Origin of the sequence: Sphaerotilus microaerophilus, from assembly GCF_023734135.1 — a bacterium.
Lineage (GTDB): Bacteria > Pseudomonadota > Gammaproteobacteria > Burkholderiales > Burkholderiaceae_C > Sphaerotilus > Sphaerotilus microaerophilus.
Map to the genome: position 1 here is coordinate 3,344,937 of NZ_AP025730.1, position 17,337 is coordinate 3,362,273.

The 17,337-nt window shown below is 69.8% G+C and carries 17 protein-coding genes; 16 read left to right on the top strand and 1 reads right to left on the bottom strand.

What is annotated here, in order from left to right; all coding sequences use genetic code 11:
- Nucleotides 1-2: 2 nt before the first annotated feature.
- Both NGK70_RS14465 and NGK70_RS14470 read left to right on the top strand, forming a co-directional pair.
- Entirely contained in the window at nt 3-608 is a 606-nt protein-coding gene (locus tag NGK70_RS14465) for an IncC plasmid conjugative DNA transfer DtrJ family protein (protein WP_251969228.1), read from the top strand.
- A 328-nt stretch (nt 609-936) separates the two neighbouring features.
- Nucleotides 937-2,163 carry an IS110 family RNA-guided transposase gene (locus tag NGK70_RS14470; RefSeq protein ID WP_251969229.1) on the top strand — a complete coding sequence of 409 codons (1,227 nt, stop codon included), beginning with the start codon at nt 937-939 and terminating at the stop codon, nt 2,161-2,163.
- Between the two features lie 130 nt (nt 2,164-2,293).
- Here NGK70_RS14470 and NGK70_RS14475 read toward each other — a convergent pair whose 3' ends face one another.
- Complete coding sequence (locus NGK70_RS14475; protein ID WP_251969230.1) at nt 2,294-2,863, bottom strand: hypothetical protein; 570 nt, start codon at nt 2,861-2,863, stop codon at nt 2,294-2,296.
- Between the two features lie 390 nt (nt 2,864-3,253).
- Here NGK70_RS14475 and NGK70_RS14480 point away from each other — a divergent pair, with 390 nt between their 5' ends.
- From NGK70_RS14480 to NGK70_RS14545, 14 genes are all read left to right on the top strand, one after another.
- On the top strand, nt 3,254-4,480 hold the full coding sequence (locus NGK70_RS14480; RefSeq protein WP_251969229.1) for an IS110 family RNA-guided transposase: 1,227 nt from the start codon (nt 3,254-3,256) through the stop codon (nt 4,478-4,480).
- Nucleotides 4,481-4,901: 421 nt separating this feature from the next.
- Nucleotides 4,902-5,159, top strand: coding sequence for a hypothetical protein (locus tag NGK70_RS14485; protein WP_251969231.1), 258 nt, complete (start codon nt 4,902-4,904; stop codon nt 5,157-5,159).
- 12 nt (nt 5,160-5,171) lie between these two features.
- Complete coding sequence (locus NGK70_RS14490) at nt 5,172-5,810, top strand: Pvc16 family protein (RefSeq protein ID WP_251969232.1); 639 nt, start codon at nt 5,172-5,174, stop codon at nt 5,808-5,810.
- 2 nt (nt 5,811-5,812) lie between these two features.
- On the top strand, nt 5,813-6,973 hold the full coding sequence (locus tag NGK70_RS14495) for a hypothetical protein (protein WP_251969233.1): 1,161 nt from the start codon (nt 5,813-5,815) through the stop codon (nt 6,971-6,973).
- 30 nt (nt 6,974-7,003) lie between these two features.
- Complete coding sequence (locus NGK70_RS14500; protein WP_251969234.1) at nt 7,004-10,447, top strand: phage tail sheath C-terminal domain-containing protein; 3,444 nt, start codon at nt 7,004-7,006, stop codon at nt 10,445-10,447.
- Nucleotides 10,448-10,460: 13 nt separating this feature from the next.
- Entirely contained in the window at nt 10,461-10,910 is a 450-nt protein-coding gene (locus tag NGK70_RS14505; RefSeq protein WP_251969235.1) for a phage tail protein, read from the top strand.
- A gap of 1 nt (nt 10,911) precedes the next feature.
- Nucleotides 10,912-12,930: a phage tail sheath family protein gene (locus NGK70_RS14510; RefSeq protein ID WP_251969236.1), complete on the top strand. Its 2,019-nt coding sequence runs from the start codon at nt 10,912-10,914 to the stop codon at nt 12,928-12,930.
- Nucleotide 12,931: 1 nt separating this feature from the next.
- Nucleotides 12,932-13,480, top strand: coding sequence for a phage tail protein (locus NGK70_RS14515; protein ID WP_251969237.1), 549 nt, complete (start codon nt 12,932-12,934; stop codon nt 13,478-13,480).
- Complete coding sequence (locus tag NGK70_RS14520; RefSeq protein WP_251969238.1) at nt 13,480-13,689, top strand: hypothetical protein; 210 nt, start codon at nt 13,480-13,482, stop codon at nt 13,687-13,689. Before NGK70_RS14515 ends, NGK70_RS14520 begins: the two co-directional genes overlap by 1 nt.
- Nucleotides 13,686-14,384 carry a CIS tube protein gene (locus NGK70_RS14525; RefSeq protein ID WP_251969239.1) on the top strand — a complete coding sequence of 233 codons (699 nt, stop codon included), beginning with the start codon at nt 13,686-13,688 and terminating at the stop codon, nt 14,382-14,384. The genes NGK70_RS14520 and NGK70_RS14525 overlap by 4 nt, the downstream gene beginning before the upstream one ends.
- An 8-nt stretch (nt 14,385-14,392) precedes the next feature.
- Nucleotides 14,393-15,640: a phage late control D family protein gene (locus tag NGK70_RS14530; RefSeq protein WP_251969240.1), complete on the top strand. Its 1,248-nt coding sequence runs from the start codon at nt 14,393-14,395 to the stop codon at nt 15,638-15,640.
- Between the two features lies 1 nt (nt 15,641).
- On the top strand, nt 15,642-16,148 hold the full coding sequence (locus NGK70_RS14535; RefSeq protein WP_251969241.1) for a phage baseplate assembly protein V: 507 nt from the start codon (nt 15,642-15,644) through the stop codon (nt 16,146-16,148).
- A 9-nt stretch (nt 16,149-16,157) separates the two neighbouring features.
- Nucleotides 16,158-16,928 (top strand): hypothetical protein, encoded by a 771-nt coding sequence (locus tag NGK70_RS14540; RefSeq protein ID WP_251969242.1) that lies wholly within the window; start codon nt 16,158-16,160, stop codon nt 16,926-16,928.
- Nucleotides 16,925-17,329: a GPW/gp25 family protein gene (locus NGK70_RS14545; protein ID WP_251969243.1), complete on the top strand. Its 405-nt coding sequence runs from the start codon at nt 16,925-16,927 to the stop codon at nt 17,327-17,329. Before NGK70_RS14540 ends, NGK70_RS14545 begins: the two co-directional genes overlap by 4 nt.
- Nucleotides 17,330-17,337: the final 8 nt, after the last annotated feature.

Below are 17,337 nucleotides of genomic sequence, written 5' to 3' on the forward strand. Positions count from 1 at the left end.
CGGTGGCCGTCTTCGCCCTGAGCGCCTGGCTGGTCCTGGTGCTCTACCTGCCGTCGGCCACGCCGGCCGAGCGGTTCCTGGCGGTGATGCGCGAGGAACACCAGGCCGTCGCAGCTCTGTGGGGCTGGGCGCGGGCCGAGCAGATTCTGAACCGAGCTGCCCGGCTGCAGGAAGCCACGAGCAACGTCACGCCGATCCCGTCACTGGTCGTGGCGCCACCAACCGAGGCACTCCCGGATGCGGTCGGGCAGGAGATGGCGGCGGTCAACCTGCGGCTCTTCCACAACCGGTACTTCCGGGCGGTCGATGCGCTGTTCCTGCTCGCCGCCTACCGGCTGGCGGCCTTGCTCCAGTGGCTACCGGCGCTGGCCCCCTTCGGTCTGGCCTGCCTGGGGGATGCCTGGCTGCAGCGCCAGGTGCGATCCCGCGAGCTGCGGAGTGGGCAACCGGAGCGCTTTGCGCTGCTGGCCAGCGGCTGCATCGGGTTGGCATGCGCGGCGGCGTTGGGATTGGTCTGGCCGGGTGCCATCAACCCGTTGGTGTGGCCGGCTGCGGCGGTGCTCGTCGCCTTCTCGGCGGTACGGGCTTGGGGGTGGTTCAAGGGGTGACTATCGGCGGCGGTGAAACTGACGCTAACTGTCATGGCCCGGGCGGGTCACCCTGGATGATGGAAGACACTGAGGGTGTGCGGGCCTGAGCGGGTAGAGGTCGGTCAATATTTTGATGGCACTCGACCGCGATCGCTAACTTGACCCGCTGCCGACCACTCGTACCCAGGATTGCCTGCGGGCGCTGCTGAGTTCCTTGCGGAGTCCGGGCGCCCGACAGCCCACATTAAAGAGAGCCGCCAGGCTTTGTCCCGGCAGGCCGTTGGTCGGCGGCACCTGCGCGGGCCCGCACGCTTGTGATTGTTGTTCAAGCTGCAGGAGCCCGGCAATGGATCTGACCCCGATGCACAAACGCGTGATCGCGCTGGACGTACACCAGGCCAAGATCACCGCCTGTGCGGTGGTCGAGCATGACGATGGCCGAGTGGAGGTCACCAAGCGCGACTTCGGAGCCTTCAGACGCGACCGCCGTGCCTTGGCGCAATGGTCGCTGGAGATTCGGCCCGAGGTGGTGGTGATGGAGAGCACGGGGGTGTACTGGAAGAGCCCGTTTGCGGCGCTGGAGGCGGTGGGCATCATCGCGTGGGTGGTCAACGCGCGCCATGTCAAAGCTGTGCCCGGGCGCAAGACCGACATGGCCGATGCGCAGTGGCTGGCCACGCTGGCGCGTGCGGGCCTGTTGCGCGCCTCGTTCATTCCACCGGTGGACTTGCGCCAGCTTCGTCTGGTGGCGCGTCAGCGGCAGAAGCTCGTGGGCATGTGCAGCGCCGAGAAGAACCGGCTGCACAAGGTGCTGGTAGATGCGGGCATGCGCATCAACGTGGTGGTCAGCGACATCCACGGTGCCAGTGCACGCGCCATGGTCAAGGCGCTCATTGCGGGCCAAGCCATGTACGAGGTGCTGGATCAAAAGGGGCGCCTTCGGGCCAGCCGGGACGAGTTGTTCGAGGCCCTGAGCACCGAGCAGTTCAGCGCCGCGCACCGCTTCGTGGCCCAGGAGATCATGCAGCACATCGAGCACATCGAGACCCGCATCGCCCGCATGGACCAATACCTGCTGGACGGACTGCGCGCCTGGCAGCCGCAGCTCAAGCTGCTGCAGACCTTGCCGGGTATCGACATCCAGGGCGCGGCGATGCTGCTGGTGGAGATCGGCGCGGACATGGACGTCTTCGGCAGTGCCGAGCGGCTGGCCAGCTGGGTGGGCATCTGCCCGGGCAACAACGAGAGCGCGGGCAAGCGCAAGACCGGGCGCATCCGCAAGGGCAACGCCTGGGTCAGAAGGCTGCTGTGCGAGTTCGCCCAGGCTGCAGCGCGTACCCGCTGCGCGCTCAAGGCCAAGTTCGACGCGCTGGCCATTCGCAAGGGACACAAGAAGTCCATCGTGGCGCTGGCCCACAAGATGCTGCGTACCGTCTACGCCATGTTGGCCAACGGCACCCACTACCAAGACAAGGAGGTCGACTACGAGGCCCTGAACGTCCAGCGCAACGCCCCGCGCTGGCTCAAAATGCTGCGCAAGCACGGCTTCATCGCCACCCCCACCGCCACCTGAGACTCGCTTGCCTGCTGACCTTGCGGCCCCGACCAGCCTCAGGTCAGGCAGCCACACGTCCGCGCTTGGGTGTCTTCCACATTAAATGGCAGCGACGCCATGTGCTGGTCGCGGGTTCAGGAGGACTAGTTCAGACTGGGTGCGGCCGTCCATGAGGAGCCGCCGACCGGCGGATATCGACCCGCTGCGGCCCTTCGAGCCTGAGAGTTGGTGACCCGAGAGGAGTCGTTGGCCGCTCGCCATTCGAGCGGTCATCGCGATTGATCCGCACCTCGTCACCGAGGTGCATCAGCCGTGCCGACACCGTAGAGGAACGATGACTTGGCTTTGTAGTGCCAATGCAGTCCGAGGAAGTACAGACCGGTACCGAGGTCGCGCCCCGCGTTACCGTGGCATCCCCGCTGCATCGAAGAGCGGGATCTCGTTCCAGCCGAAGTCCAGCATGTAGCCAGTGGCCCGGATCACGGCGCCCGCTACGAGCTGCGCCGTGCGCGCGCGATCGGGCCAAGACGTCGTCAGCGTCCGGCCCCTGCGGCACGTCGATGCCGGCCCGCACAACGTCTACATCGACCTCGCAAACGAATGCGCGATAGTGCTGATCGCCGACGCGCAGTGTCTCCTGCAGATCGTCGGCCCAGGCGAGCGTGCCGTCGGTCATGTTCTTGCCGCACCAGCCGTCGAGCCGGTCAAGCGGTTCCATGCATAGGCATCGACTTCGAGCGTCGGCAAGCCAGTGGCGTAATGCGTAAAGCTCCTGTGGCAGCGACAGGCGACCATGCTTCGGCCCTAACTGTCATGGCCCGGGCGGGTCACCCTGGATGATGGAAGACACTGAGGGTGTGCGGGCCTGAGCGGGTAGAGGTCGGTCAATATTTTGATGGCACTCGACCGCGATCGCTAACTTGACCCGCTGCCGACCACTCGTACCCAGGATTGCCTGCGGGCGCTGCTGAGTTCCTTGCGGAGCCCGGGCGCCCGACAGCCCACATTAAAGAGAGCCGCCAGGCTTTGTCCCGGCAGGCCGTTGGTCGGCGGCACCTGCGCGGGCCCGCACGCTTGTGATTGTTGTTCAAGCTGCAGGAGCCCGGCAATGGATCTGACCCCGATGCACAAACGCGTGATCGCGCTGGACGTACACCAGGCCAAGATCACCGCCTGTGCGGTGGTCGAGCATGACGATGGCCGAGTGGAGGTCACCAAGCGCGACTTCGGAGCCTTCAGACGCGACCGCCGTGCCTTGGCGCAATGGTCGCTGGAGATTCGGCCCGAGGTGGTGGTGATGGAGAGCACGGGGGTGTACTGGAAGAGCCCGTTTGCGGCGCTGGAGGCGGTGGGCATCATCGCGTGGGTGGTCAACGCGCGCCATGTCAAAGCTGTGCCCGGGCGCAAGACCGACATGGCCGATGCGCAGTGGCTGGCCACGCTGGCGCGTGCGGGCCTGTTGCGCGCCTCGTTCATTCCACCGGTGGACTTGCGCCAGCTTCGTCTGGTGGCGCGTCAGCGGCAGAAGCTCGTGGGCATGTGCAGCGCCGAGAAGAACCGGCTGCACAAGGTGCTGGTAGATGCGGGCATGCGCATCAACGTGGTGGTCAGCGACATCCACGGTGCCAGTGCACGCGCCATGGTCAAGGCGCTCATTGCGGGCCAAGCCATGTACGAGGTGCTGGATCAAAAGGGGCGCCTTCGGGCCAGCCGGGACGAGTTGTTCGAGGCCCTGAGCACCGAGCAGTTCAGCGCCGCGCACCGCTTCGTGGCCCAGGAGATCATGCAGCACATCGAGCACATCGAGACCCGCATCGCCCGCATGGACCAATACCTGCTGGACGGACTGCGCGCCTGGCAGCCGCAGCTCAAGCTGCTGCAGACCTTGCCGGGTATCGACATCCAGGGCGCGGCGATGCTGCTGGTGGAGATCGGCGCGGACATGGACGTCTTCGGCAGTGCCGAGCGGCTGGCCAGCTGGGTGGGCATCTGCCCGGGCAACAACGAGAGCGCGGGCAAGCGCAAGACCGGGCGCATCCGCAAGGGCAACGCCTGGGTCAGAAGGCTGCTGTGCGAGTTCGCCCAGGCTGCAGCGCGTACCCGCTGCGCGCTCAAGGCCAAGTTCGACGCGCTGGCCATTCGCAAGGGACACAAGAAGTCCATCGTGGCGCTGGCCCACAAGATGCTGCGTACCGTCTACGCCATGTTGGCCAACGGCACCCACTACCAAGACAAGGAGGTCGACTACGAGGCCCTGAACGTCCAGCGCAACGCCCCGCGCTGGCTCAAAATGCTGCGCAAGCACGGCTTCATCGCCACCCCCACCGCCACCTGAGACTCGCTTGCCTGCTGACCTTGCGGCCCCGACCAGCCTCAGGTCAGGCAGCCACACGTCCGCGCTTGGGTGTCTTCCACATTAACGCCGAAGCGCTCCTGTGTCCGGCTGAGCAAGCGGCTCGTGCCCTTTGCAGCGCCGGCGTCGCGACCAGCCCTACGTTTCGTCGTGGATCACGGGCACGGAGATTCGTCCGACAGTTCGAAGACCAAGTGACACATGAGGGCCGGCGGTGCCCCGCCCCGGGTCTGCAAGCACCCGCTGCCGCCCGCCGACTCAAAACACCAGCGTCTGCGCACATGCGACCGGGTCACCCGAGACCCACGGCACGCGCGATCCGCCCCGGCCTTACCTCTGCAATCCAGTCTTCCAGCCGCTGGCACAGCCTTCGCTTAATTAGGCAGGCGTAGCCCGCTTCTTGATGACAAATGACACTACCGAGCCACCCACCCCGTCGGCATCTGACGAGTTGCTCGACGCCGCTTGCGAGATCCTCCGTAACCACCTCCGCCGCCATCCGCACGCGGCGGACACGGCGGTCGGCATCGAGCGCTGGTGGATCTCGGCTCTGCCGCCGGAGACACTCGAACGCGCGCTCCAGCGCCTGGTCGCCGAAGGACTGCTGCGCTCGCGCGTGCTGCCGTCTGGCGAGCGCCTCTGGTACGCGCCACAGAACTAACGGGGGACGCGCATGAAGTCCGCCCTGCGCGATTGCAGCAACAGCCTGCGCATGATGCTCGAGCAGGCGCTGCGTGACGACGTCGACCTGTCACCGTTCTTCGACCCGCTGGACCCGTCGCCGACCGCGATCGGCACCTTCGTCGTCAACCTCAACAACCCCGAGGAATTCGCCGCACGGGAATTCGAGGGCGTGTCGCTGTGGCTGTACCTGATCGAGCGCGACGCCGAGACGTTGAACCTGCCGCCGCGCCGCACCGCGCCCGGCCGTCTGCCGTCGGTGCCGCTGCCGCTGCGCCTGCACTACCTGCTGACGCCGCGCGTCGACCACGTCACGCGCGCGCAGGCCGGCGAACTGGAGCAGTTGATCCTCGGCAAGGCGCTGCAGTTGCTGCACGACAGCCCGCGCCTGGCCGGCAACCAGCTGGTCGACGGCCTCAGCGGCAGCACTGACGAGTTCTTCGTGCGCCTGGAGCCACTGCCGCTGGACCATATCACGCGCGTGTGGGACGCGCTCGAAGTGCCGTACCAGCTGTGCGTGTCGTACGAGGTCAGCGTCGTGCCGGTCGAGTCCGGCCAGCAGCCGGCGCCGACGGTGCCGGTCGATTCGCTGCTGGCCGAGGTCGGCGTCGCGCGCCGCGTCGGAGCCTGAGCATGGCCACGCGCACCGTCTCCGCCAACGGCCACGACTGGCTCTTCGACGCCGACGCGGTCGCACTGCCCGGCGAGCGCCTGCGCGCGCTGGTCCGCGCGCGCCTGGTCGACGAGATCAACGGCACGCCGGTCGTCGCGCCGATCGCGTTGCGCGCGTCGCGCGACGACGTGTCGACGCGCGCGAGCGCCGACGGCCTGGTCGGCCTGGTCTCCGCGCCGTCGCGCATGCTGCCCGACCTCGCGACCACGCCGGTCGACCTGTCGTTCGAAGTGCGCAGCCCCGGCTTCCTGCCACGAACGCTTCGGGCCACGCTGGGTCCGATCGCCGGCTTTCCCGACGCGTTCGCGCCGGTGGACCTGGGCGACGTGCCGCTGCACCGGCCCGGCGTCGTGATCGCGGGCCGCGTGCTGCGCAACGCCGCGCCGGCCTCGGTGCCGCTCGCGGGCGCGACGGTCGAGGTCGACGCGCTGTGGTCGCAGTCGCCGCCGCCATACTGGATCGCGCCCGCGCTGTCGGAGCCGCCGAACCTCGTTTCGCTGTCGCCCGCGCTGCGCGGCGCGCGCGCCGCCGGCACCACCCTCAGCGAACGCGCGCTGACCTTCGCGGCCCCGCCGCAGACGCTGCTCAAGCCGGTCGGGCCCGGCGCGACGCGCCTCGAACTGTCGGACAACGACGGCCTCGCCGCCGGCCTTGTGCTGGCGATCGACATCGACACGCCGTCGGCCACCGAGGTGATCGTGATCGCGTCGGTCGCGCCCGCGAGCGCCACCGACCTGCCGGTGCGCGTGACGCTGGAACACCCCACCGCGCGCCTGCACCGCGACGGCGTGCGCTGCGCCATCGCAACGCCGCAACCGGTCGTCACCATCGACACGCTTGACCGCGACGCCGAACCCGCCGACCCCACCGTCTTCCTCGCCTCCGCGCCGACGCTCGCCGACGGCGCCTGGGCCGAGATCGACGACGGCGTCGCACCGCGCGAGTACGCACGCGTGGCACGGGCGGCGGCGAGCACCGACGCCGACGGTTTCTTCGCGCTGCCGCCGCTCGCGCGCGTCGCGCTCGTGCGACTGCTCGTGCAGCACCCTGCCATCGGCGACGCGCGGCCGATCGTCGCGATCGATCCAGCCACGCCACGGCTGTCGCTCGAACTCGAGTGACGAACCGCTGACCACCCACGGAGACCTGCCATGCCCGAGTACCTTGCCCCAGGTGTCTACGTCGAGGAGGTGGCCGGCCCGAGGCCGATCGAAGGCGTTGGCACCAGCACCGCCGGCGTCGTCGGCGTGACCGAACGCGGTCCGCTGAACACGCCGCAACTGGTGACCAGCAACGGCGAGTTCGCACGCGTCTTCGGTGGCGCGCTGCCCGCCGCGGAATTCAGCGACGGCGCGCGCACGCACCACCACCTGCCGCATGCGGTCGATGCCTTCTTCACCAACGGCGGCAAGCGCATGTACGTCACGCGCGTGCTGCCCGTAGGCGCCAGCTCAGCGCAGCGCACCGCGATGTTCGCGGACCCCAACGTGGCGACGCCCGGCGACACGGTGCTGCTGCGTCCCGCGCAGCAGGGCAGCGCGAGCCTGGCCACGCCGCCCGCGCTGTACGTGCTGGACCCGACCGACTTCGCGGTCAACGACGACCTGCGCATCGGCACCGGCAGCCGCAGCGAGTACCATGCACTGCAGGGCATCGGCGCCAACCAGCGCCACGTCACGCTCGGCACGCCGCTGCGCCACGGCCACGCCGGCGCCGCGCCGGTGGTGGTGCTGGTGCCGGCGCCCGACACGCCCAACTTCCCGGTCGCCGGCGAATCGAATTTCACGACGGTGAACCACGTCGACGCCGGCGCGACCGAGCTGGTGCTCGCCGGCCCCGGCACCGCCACGCTGCTGGACCTGCTGCCCAGCGGCACGCCATCGGCGAGCTGGCTGCTGCTGCAGCTGATCGACAACGGCATCAGCGACTACGTCTTCGCAACCTGCGCCGAGGCCGCGGGCACCGACGCGCGGGTCTGGCTCGCGCGCCCGGTGCAGACCGAACTGCCCGCCGGCGTGATGGCCAACTTCCTCGACACCAGCGGCGGCACCGCGAGCACGCTGCAGGTACCGGCCAACGTCGGCGACATGCTCGTGTACCCGGTCGACGATCCCCTGCCCGGCGCCTACACGACCGACACCAACGTGATCGTGATCGACCTCGGCGCCGCCCACCCGGAGGCCACCGCGATCGGCACGCTGGCGACGCTGGACCTCGACCCGCCACTGCAGGCCGCGGTCGCGGCCGGCTCGCTGGCGCAGCGCGTGACGCTGGCCGCGGACGACCGCAACGTGGTCTCGGTGTCCGCCGGCAACCAGGTGGTCGAGCTCGACGACGTGGCCCACCTCGTGCCCGGCATGGAGCTGACCTTCAGCGACGGCGTGTCCTTCGAGACGCGCTTCGTCGATGCGATCGACGCCACCACGTCGGAAGTCACGCTGCGCACCGCGCTGCCGTGGGCGCCGGTCGGCACGGTCACGCTGGCGCCGAAGGCGCTGACCGTCGACGCGGCGCCTTGCGCGGTCTCGATCGCGCTCGCCGACCGCCAGGGCTTGGATGTGGGCGACGTGCTGCTGCTCGGCACCGACGAAGTGGCCGTGGTGCGCGCGATTCCCGGTGAACGCGGGCCCGCGCCCGACGCCGGCAGCGTGCTGCTGGAACGCCCGCTGGCCTCCGACCACGCCGCGGGCAGCACGCTGCGCCGCCAGGCGGTCGAGGTCGACAACGCCGAGCAGCCGGTGCTGATCGTGCTGGACGCGACAGCCGGCGCCACGCGCCTCGTGATCGGCAACGGCAGCGGCCTCGCGGCCCGCGACGTGCTGCGCATCACGCTGCCCGACGGCTCGCGCGCCTTCGCGCGCGCCGGCGCGGCCTTCGCCGCCGCGGCGCCGCGCGAGCTCACGCTCGACGCCGCGCTCGGGTTCAGCCACGCGGTCGGCCTGCCGGTCGTCGAGCGGCAGCCGCTGTTCGACATCGTCGCAATCGACCCTGGCGCCTGGGGCAACCGGCTGCTGGTCGGCGCCGCCAACGAGGCCAGCGGCCTGGCCGCGAGCACCGACGTTCTCAACGCCAACCCGCCGCTGGGCCCCGGCATGTTCTCGTCGATGCAGCTGCAGTCGATCACCGGCGTCGAGGCCGGCACGGTGCTCGAGATGCGCAACCCGGACGGCACGCTGGTCGAAGGGCTGCTGAAGGTGCGGCGCGTCGACCGCGCGACGCGCCTGGTGCTGCTGGACATGCCGGGCCTCACCGCCGCCCACATGGGTGCGGTTGGCGCGGCCGGAATGCTGGGCCAGCACGTGCACGTCAGCTCGCGCGAGTTCACACTGTTCGTGATGCTGCGCCGCCGGCCCGACCCGGCAACGCCGTCGCGCGACGAGGACCTGCTCGACCAGGAGGTCTTCCGCCACGTGTCGATGGACCCGCGCCACAGCCGCTACGTCGAGCGCCTCGTCGGCGTGACCTTTACGCCCGGCAACGACGCCGACGACAACGGCGAGCCGGTGCGCCGCAGCGACCGCCGCAGCGAGGGCGCTTCGTCGTACATCCGCGTGCGCGACCTCGCGCCGGCCGCGCCCTCGACCGCGCGGGAGGCCACACGCCTCGGCCCCGAGCCGCTGGAAGACGTGCTGCCCTCGGGCCTGGTGCGCCCGGCGCGCCTCGCGCTCGCGGGCGGCGACGACCAGGTGCCGGCGATGGACGACGCGATGTACATCGGCGCCGACAGCAACGAGCCGACGCACCGCACCGGCCTGCAGACGCTGCGCAACCTGCTCACGGTGGCGCTGGTCGCGGTGCCCGGCCAGACCGGCGCCTTCCTCCAGCAGGCCGTCATCGACCACTGCGAGCTGATGCGCTACCGCTTCGCGGTGCTCGACGGCCCGGCGCCCAACAACGACACGCTGGTCGACGTGCAGGTGCACCGCCAGCAGTTCGACAGTTCCTACGCGGCGCTCTACCACCCATGGGTGCTGATCCCCGACCCGTACCCGACGTCGATCGCGGTCGCCCGCCAGCTCCCGGTGCCGCCGTCCGGCCACGTGCTGGGGATCTATGCGCGCAGCGACAACGAGCGCGGTGTGCACAAGGCGCCGGCCAACGAGGTCGTGCGCGGCATCACCGGCCTGGCGCGCAGCTTTACCAAGGCCGAGCAGGACCAGCTCAACCCCTACCCGGTGAACATCAACGTGCTGCGCGACTTCCGGCCGCAGGGCCGCGCGATCCGCGTCTGGGGCGCGCGCGTGATGACCAGCGACCCCGCGTTGAAGTACATCAACGTGCGTCGACTGTTGATCAACATCGAGGACTCCATCGACCGCAGCACCCAGTGGGTGGTCTTCGAGCCGAACGGGCCGGCGCTGTGGTCCGCGCTGCGGCGCGCGATCTCCGACTTCCTCACCACCTTCTGGCGCGACGGCGCGCTGCAGGGCGAGAAGCCTGAGGAAGGCTTCTTCGTGCGCTGCGACGAAACGACGATGACGCGCGACGACATCGACAACGGGCGGCTGATCTGCCTGATCGGCGTCGCGCCGGTCAAGCCCGCCGAGTACGTGATCTTCCGCATCGGCCTGTGGACGGCCGACGCCCAGCGTTGAAGGAGCCCCCGACATGGCCACCAGGATCGACCCGTCACGCACCTACAACTTCCTCGCCGTCTTCATCGGGCTGGGCGAGATCTCGTTCAGCGAGATCAGCGGCATCGCGGTCGACAGCGACGTCGTCGACTACCGCGAAGGCAACGAGCGCTTCAACAATGTGCGCAAGCTGCCCGGCCTGCGCAAGTTCGCCAACCTCACCTTCCGCCGCGGCTACACCCCCGACGACCGGCTGTGGCAGTGGTACGCGCGCCTCGCGAACGGCGCCAACGAACGCTACAACGGCAGCATCGTGCTGCTGAACGAGGCGCGCAAGCCGGTGATGCGCTGGAACTTCGTCAACGCGTTCATCACGAAGATCGACGGCCCGATGCTGAAGGCCGCCGGCAACGAGATCGCGATCGAGGCGATGGACATCGCGCACGAGGGGCTCACGATGGAGCTCGAGTCGCAGGGCGCCTGAGATGTCCTTGCTGCGCACACCGGGCGTGGCGCTGGAGCGCCGCGACGCGGCACGACCCCCGGCGGTCGTGCTGCGCACCGACGTCGCCGGCCTGGTGGGCCTGACCGAGCGCGGGCCGCTGGACACGGCGGTGCCGGTCGAATCGATGCGCCAGTTCCACGCGCACTTCGGCGGCTTCATTGACGGCGGCTTCGCGGCCTGGGCCGCACGCGGCTTCTTCGAGAACGGCGGGCGGCGGCTGTGGGTGGTACGCGCCGCGCACCGCCAGTTTGGCGGCGACGCTGCCGCCAACGCCGCGCGTGCCGCAGGCGCGACGGTGCAGGACCTGGCCGGACACCCGGTGCTGTCGCTGGCCGCGTCCTCGCCCGGCGTCTGGGGCAATGCGCTCGCGCTGCAGTGGTCGGCCTCGGGCAGCGTGGTGACCACCAGCGCGAGCACCACCGACCCGCGCAAGAGCGTGGTCGCCTCGGTCAGGGGCTTCGCGCCGGCCGAGCTCGTGCGCATCGAACAGGACGCGACGGTGCTGCACCGCGTGATCGCCGCCATCGACGCGACGACGCGCACCGTGTACTGGGTGCACCCCGACCCCGCGTTGCGCCGCTCCGCCGAGCAACCACTCGTCGGCATCGACGCCACGCGCCCGCTGCGCCTCGTGCGCGTGGCCTACGGCCTGGTGGTGCGCGAACGCGGCGAGGTGGTCGCGAGCCACGCGGACCTGCACCCGGCGCCGCATCACCCGCGCTGGATCGGCACCGTGCTGCGCGCGCCGGCGATCGCCAGCGCCCTGCCCGCCGACACCGAGGTGCCGCGCCCGCCACCGCCGGTGCTGGCCGACGGCCTGGTTGAGGACCCGCTGGCGCCGGTACTGCCGCTGGCCGTCGTGCCCGGCGACACGCTGTGGCTCGCCGGCGGCACCGACGGCCTGGCCGACCTGTCGGTCGACGAGTTCATAGGCGAGGACGACGCGCCGGGCGACAGCGACTTTGTGCGTGCGGTAAAGACGCGCGGCGTGCGCGCCTTGATGCCGATCGACGAGATCTCGCTGCTCGCTGCGCCCGACCTGCTGATCCGCCCGGTCCCGCGGCCCGATCTGCTGCCGCTGCCGCCGCCTTCGGTCGACGCCTGCCGCCGCTGCCCGCCGCCGGCGACGCCGCCCGCGCCCGCCGTGCCGCTGCCGCTCGGCGAGACTGCCGGCCCATTCTCAGACGACGAGGTCGCGCGCGCACAGGCCGCGCTGGTGGCGCTGGCCGAACGCGCGGGCGACCGCTTCGTGGTGCTGGGCGTGCCGCTGGCGCTGGCGCTGCCCGAGCGCTCGCGCGACGACGTTCTGGCCTGGCGCGCGCGCTTCGGCGCCCGCTGCGCCGCGCTGTACGCGCCCTGGCTGCGCGTCGCCGACCCGCGCGCGTCCGACACCACGCGGCTGGTGCCGGCCTGCGGCCATGTGCTGGGCGCGATCGCCGCCACCGACCTGGCCGACGGCGTGCAGCGCGCCCCGGCGATCCGGCGCCTGTCCGACGTCGTCGACGTCTCGCGCCCGGTCGACCCGACCACCTGGGCGCTGTGGAACGAGGGGAGCGTGAACGCGCTGCGCATCGGCCCGTCGAACGGCGCCGAAGTGAGCGGCGCCCGCACCACCAGCCATGAGCCCGCCTACCGCTACATCAACGTCGTGCGGCTGGTGCTGACGATCCGCAAGGCCGCCGACACCGCGCTGCAGTGGACGGTCTTCGAGCCGAACGACGCCGCGCTGCGCGCCCAGGTCGAAGCGACGCTGCTGGCCATCCTGCGGCTCTTCCATGCCCAGGGCGCCTTCGCCGGCGATACCGAGGCCACGTCGTTCTATGCGTTGTGCGATGGGACGCTGAATCCGCAGAGCGGCATCGACGCCGGCCGCCTGGTGGCCGAGGTCGGCATCGCGCCCGCAGCGCCGGCCGAATTCATCGTGCTGCGCATCGGACGCCAGGCCGGCACGCCGCAGGTCGAGCTGTACGCGCACGGCGAAGCGATGGAGGCTCGCTGACATGGCCATCCGCAACGACCCCGTGCTCGCGTGCAACTTCCAGTTGTCGCTGACCGACGCCGCGGCCGGCACCGGCAAGCTGCTGACCAGCATCGTGCTGTCGCCGCTGATCGCCAACCCGTTGGCCGGCTTCTCCGAGTGCACCGGCCTGGAAATGTCGCTCGAGACCGAGGACTGGAACGAGGGCGGCAACAACGGCCAGGTGCTGAAGTTCCCCAAGCGGGTGAAGTACGGCGAGATCACGCTGAAGCGCGGCGTCACGCGCAGCCCGGCGCTGTTCGACTGGCTCGGCGGCTTCGCGCATGGCATCGGCAAGCGCAAGGACGGCGTCATCACGCTGCTGGACGCCTCGCACCGGCCGCTCACCGTCTGGAGTTTTCGGCGCGCGCTGCCCACCAAGTGGAGCGGCCCGGCCCTGAACGCGCAGCAGTCGACCATCGCCATCGAATCGATCACCTTCGTGCACGAGGGCCTGGTGCCACTGGGAGGCGCCGCCGAACTGGCGAACGCCATCGGCAGCGCGGCGAAGGCCGTGGGTAGCATGTTCTGATGGACCCGGCCGACCTGCGCATCGGATCGCTGACCAGCCACGTCGGCGCCTGGGACAGCAGCGGCTGGCAGGACGCGGCCGCGCTGCAGGCGCTGGCCAAGGCACTGCTGCCGCTAGTGCGCGAGATGCTCGAGCACGACGAGCGCGTGAAGCGCGAGCTGACCATGCACGACAGCCCGCTCGACCGCATGACCAAGGGGGCCACATGACCATCCCCGCCAAGTTGTCGCTGATGATCCAGGTGGGTCCGAACGCGTACGACGAACACGTGCTGACCTACAACCCGGCCGAGATGACCTTCGACAAGGGGGTGCAGCTCGCCGAGATCGGCATTCCCGGGCTCGACGCGCCGCTGTCGCAGTTCATCCGCGGCAACGCCGAGAAGCTGACGCTGGAGATCTTCTGCGACAGCACCGAGTCCGGCATGGGCCTGGGCGCGACCTCGGTGACCGAGCAGACCGACAAGCTGTTCCAGCTCGTGAAGATCCTGCCCGAGGTGCACGCGCCGCCGATCGCCACGGTGTTCTGGCACGACGAGTTCCCCGGCAACAAGCTGCACAAGGCCTGGGGCAACAACCGCCGCACCAGCTTCACCGGCATGGCCGAGAGCGTGCGCCAGCGCTTCACGCTGTTCAGTCCCGAAGGGGTGCCGCTGCGCGCCACCGTGAACCTGGTGCTGCGGGAATGGCGCGCGCTGGAAGAGCAGCTGCACGAGCTGAACCTGTCGTCGCCGGACCGCACGCACCGCCACCGCCTGGCCGCCGCGCAGACGCTGCCGTCGATCGCGCAGCGCTACTGGCAGCGCCCCGGGCTGTGGCGCGAGCTCGCGCTGGCCAACGCCATCGAGGACCCGCGCCGGCTGCGCCCCGGCGTACTGCTCGACGTACCGCCGCTGACACCCTGACGTTCAACATGAGCACGACCGAATTCGTCGAACTCAAGGCCGAGTCGATACGGCTGGGCCAGCTGCGCGTGCCGCGCTTCGAGCTGCGCATCGACGGCGTCAGCCTGCCGCGCCAGGTGCTGCGCGACGTGATGGAGCTGACCTACCGCGACAAGGTCGAGGAGATCGACGGCTTCGAGCTGGTGGTTGCCAACTGGGACGGCGAGCGCCGCCGCCACAAGTACATGGGCTCGGAGACCGCGGCCAGCGAGGCCGACCAGGACCTGCACGAGCTGGAAACGCTGTTCGAGCCCTGCTGCAAGACGGTGACGCTGGCCATGGGCTACGTGGACGAGCTGCACCCGATGCTGATCGGCAACTTCGTCACGATGGAGCCGACCTTCGCGCAGAGCACGCCGTCGACGCTCGCGGTGCGCGGCCTGAACCGCCTGCACCGCATGCGGCGCGCCAAGTACGACGGCCAGTGGCCGAACTCCAAGAACGCGAAGCAGCTCACCGACAGCGAGATCGCGAAGACCTTCGACGGTCTGGTCGATCCGAAGTGGCGCAACGAAGGCCAGGACGCGCGCCGCATCCCGATGCCGGTCGTGATCGACAAGAACGCGATCAAAGACGAGCCGCGCCTGGAGTACGTGGCGCAGAAGAACGAGTACGACATCGACTTCCTGTGGCGGCGCGCGCGCCAGCGCGGCTACGTCGTCGAGGTGCGCCCGCCCGACGCCGAGAACAAGACCGAGCACCTGTACTTCGGCCCCAGCACGAAGGCGCCGGCGCCCTACCGACTGGTCTGGGGCGCCGGCCTGCTGGACGCCAAGGTCACGCTGACCACCGCCAACCAGGTCAAGAAGGTCACGGTGCACGGCTGGGACCGCAAGGCGCAGAAGGCGATCGCGGAAAGCGCCGACTGGAGCGACCCGAAGTTGAAACGCCTGAACCCCAAGCTGCAGGAGATCGTCGAGCGCTGCGACCCGCGCGAAGAGCGCGTGGTGACGCAGCCGGTGTTCAGCAAGGAGCACGCGCGCACGCTCGCCCGCGACCTGCTGCTCGGCCGCGCGCAGGACCTCGTGAAGCTCTCCGGCAGCGTGGTCGGCAGCCCCAAGCTGCGTGCCGGCTCGCGCGTGCTGATCGAGGGCCTGGGCAGCCGCATCTCGGGCGAGTACTTCGTGACCGAGACCACCCACACCTTCAACGCCTCCGGCTACATCACGCGCTTCTCGGCGCGCCGCGAGGACCCGGACACCGGCATGAGGATCTGAGATGCAACACCCCCAGAACAGCGGCATCACCGTCGCGAGCGTGCACGAGGTCGGCGAAGGCGAGAACCTCGGCAGCGTGCGGGTACAGCTGCCGTGGGAAGATCAGCCGCGCCAGCAGTGGCTCGCGGTCGCGTCGCCGATGACCGGCGCCGACAGCGGCTGGTTCGTGATGCCGGTCAAGGGCGACGAGGTGCTGGTGGCCTTTGACCAGCAGGACCACGACCACGGCTACGTGATCGGCTTCCTGTGGAACAAGCAGCACAAGCCGCCGTCGGACGACACGCGCCAGCGCATCTTCCGCTCGAAGAACGGCCATTGCATCCGCTTCATCGATTCGCCCGAGCAGAACGGCGACAAAGGCTCGATCGTGATCGAGGACGCCAACCACAACACGATCGTCATGTGCAACACACACATCACGATCACGCACCAGGCAGGCGTGGACATCGTCGCGCCGCGCGTCACCATCCTCGGCCGGCCGGTGCGCCAGGTCGGGCCGCCGATCTGAGGGCACGCGATGGTCACGAAAACCTTGGAGGTTCCGCTGCCCGCCAACGTGAAGGAGCGGCTGCAGACGCCCATCTGCATTCCCATGCCCAAGCCCGGCAAGGCGCAGATCACGCTGCCCTTCGGCGGCGCGACGATCCAGGCCTTCAACGACATCACGAAGGGCATCCCGGACGACTGCTCGCTGAACTTCTCCCTGATGCTGCAGGTCGCGCCGCTGCTGGCGAACATGAAGTGCCTGATCGAGGCGCTGAAGGTCGTCGAGCCGCTGGTCACGCTGATCACCGCGCTCGGCAAGGCCGACCTGCCCGCGATCGCGCAGGCGCTGCCCAAGTTCCTGGACGCGGTCCCGCCGCTGGTGGACTGCATCGCCAAGTTCTTCGTCGGCGTGCCGCTGTTCCTGCGCGACCTGCTCATGATGCTGGCCAAGCTGCTCGGCTGCGTGGTGCAGACGCTGCGCAGCGCGCTGGCGGTGATGTCGGGGCTGCAACTGCAGATCGCGTCGGCGCGGGCCGACAACAACACCGCGCTGCTCGCGGCGCTGGAATGCGCGCATGGACAGGCGCAGGCCTCGGCCCAGCACGCGCTGACCGCTGTCGATCCGCTGCTGGTGATCCTGTCGCTGTGCGAACCGCTGTTCGGGCTGGCCGACGTGTCGCCCATTCAGACGCCGCAGATCGGCAGCGACGAATCGATCGAGGGCCTGACCGCGGTGATCGACGTGCTGGACACGCTGGCCAAGACGCTGCGGACGGTTGCCGAAGGGCTGGTTGCGCAATGAGCACGGGCCTGCGCGACTTCCTCGGCCGCGGCATCGCCTTCCCGCTGCGCGTGGACGCGGCCGGCCGGCTCGCGAGCGCCGCCGGCGAGTCGCGCGTCGAGGACTCTATCCACCTGATCCTGTCCACCCGCCCCGGCGAGCGCGTGATGCTGCCGAACTTCGGCTGCGCCATCCACGACCTGGTGTTTGCGCCCAACAACGCGGCCACGCGCGCGCGCGCCGTCGACGCGGTGCGGCGCGCGCTGACGCAACTGGAGGCGCGCATCGACGTGCTGGACGTGCGCGCCGACACCAGCGCGGTCGAGCCCAGCCTGCTGCTGCTGCGCGTGGACTACCGCCTGCGCGCCAACAACGCGGTGGGCAACCTGGTCTACCCGTTCTTCCTGCTCGAGGCGGCCTGAGGAGAGCA

Coding starts and splice junctions, on each gene's coding strand:
- NGK70_RS14510 (WP_251969236.1), top strand. CDS start 10,912: ATGTCCTTGCTGCGCACACCGGGCGTGGCGCTGGAGCGCCGCGACGCG.
- NGK70_RS14505 (WP_251969235.1), top strand. CDS start 10,461: ATGGCCACCAGGATCGACCCGTCACGCACCTACAACTTCCTCGCCGTC.
- NGK70_RS14470 (WP_251969229.1), top strand. CDS start 937: ATGGATCTGACCCCGATGCACAAACGCGTGATCGCGCTGGACGTACAC.
- NGK70_RS14500 (WP_251969234.1), top strand. CDS start 7,004: ATGCCCGAGTACCTTGCCCCAGGTGTCTACGTCGAGGAGGTGGCCGGC.
- NGK70_RS14540 (WP_251969242.1), top strand. CDS start 16,158: ATGGTCACGAAAACCTTGGAGGTTCCGCTGCCCGCCAACGTGAAGGAG.
- NGK70_RS14480 (WP_251969229.1), top strand. CDS start 3,254: ATGGATCTGACCCCGATGCACAAACGCGTGATCGCGCTGGACGTACAC.
- NGK70_RS14515 (WP_251969237.1), top strand. CDS start 12,932: ATGGCCATCCGCAACGACCCCGTGCTCGCGTGCAACTTCCAGTTGTCG.
- NGK70_RS14525 (WP_251969239.1), top strand. CDS start 13,686: ATGACCATCCCCGCCAAGTTGTCGCTGATGATCCAGGTGGGTCCGAAC.
- NGK70_RS14520 (WP_251969238.1), top strand. CDS start 13,480: ATGGACCCGGCCGACCTGCGCATCGGATCGCTGACCAGCCACGTCGGC.
- NGK70_RS14535 (WP_251969241.1), top strand. CDS start 15,642: ATGCAACACCCCCAGAACAGCGGCATCACCGTCGCGAGCGTGCACGAG.
- NGK70_RS14475 (WP_251969230.1), bottom strand. CDS start 2,863: ATGGAACCGCTTGACCGGCTCGACGGCTGGTGCGGCAAGAACATGACC.
- NGK70_RS14485 (WP_251969231.1), top strand. CDS start 4,902: ATGACAAATGACACTACCGAGCCACCCACCCCGTCGGCATCTGACGAG.
- NGK70_RS14545 (WP_251969243.1), top strand. CDS start 16,925: ATGAGCACGGGCCTGCGCGACTTCCTCGGCCGCGGCATCGCCTTCCCG.
- NGK70_RS14495 (WP_251969233.1), top strand. CDS start 5,813: ATGGCCACGCGCACCGTCTCCGCCAACGGCCACGACTGGCTCTTCGAC.
- NGK70_RS14530 (WP_251969240.1), top strand. CDS start 14,393: ATGAGCACGACCGAATTCGTCGAACTCAAGGCCGAGTCGATACGGCTG.
- NGK70_RS14490 (WP_251969232.1), top strand. CDS start 5,172: ATGAAGTCCGCCCTGCGCGATTGCAGCAACAGCCTGCGCATGATGCTC.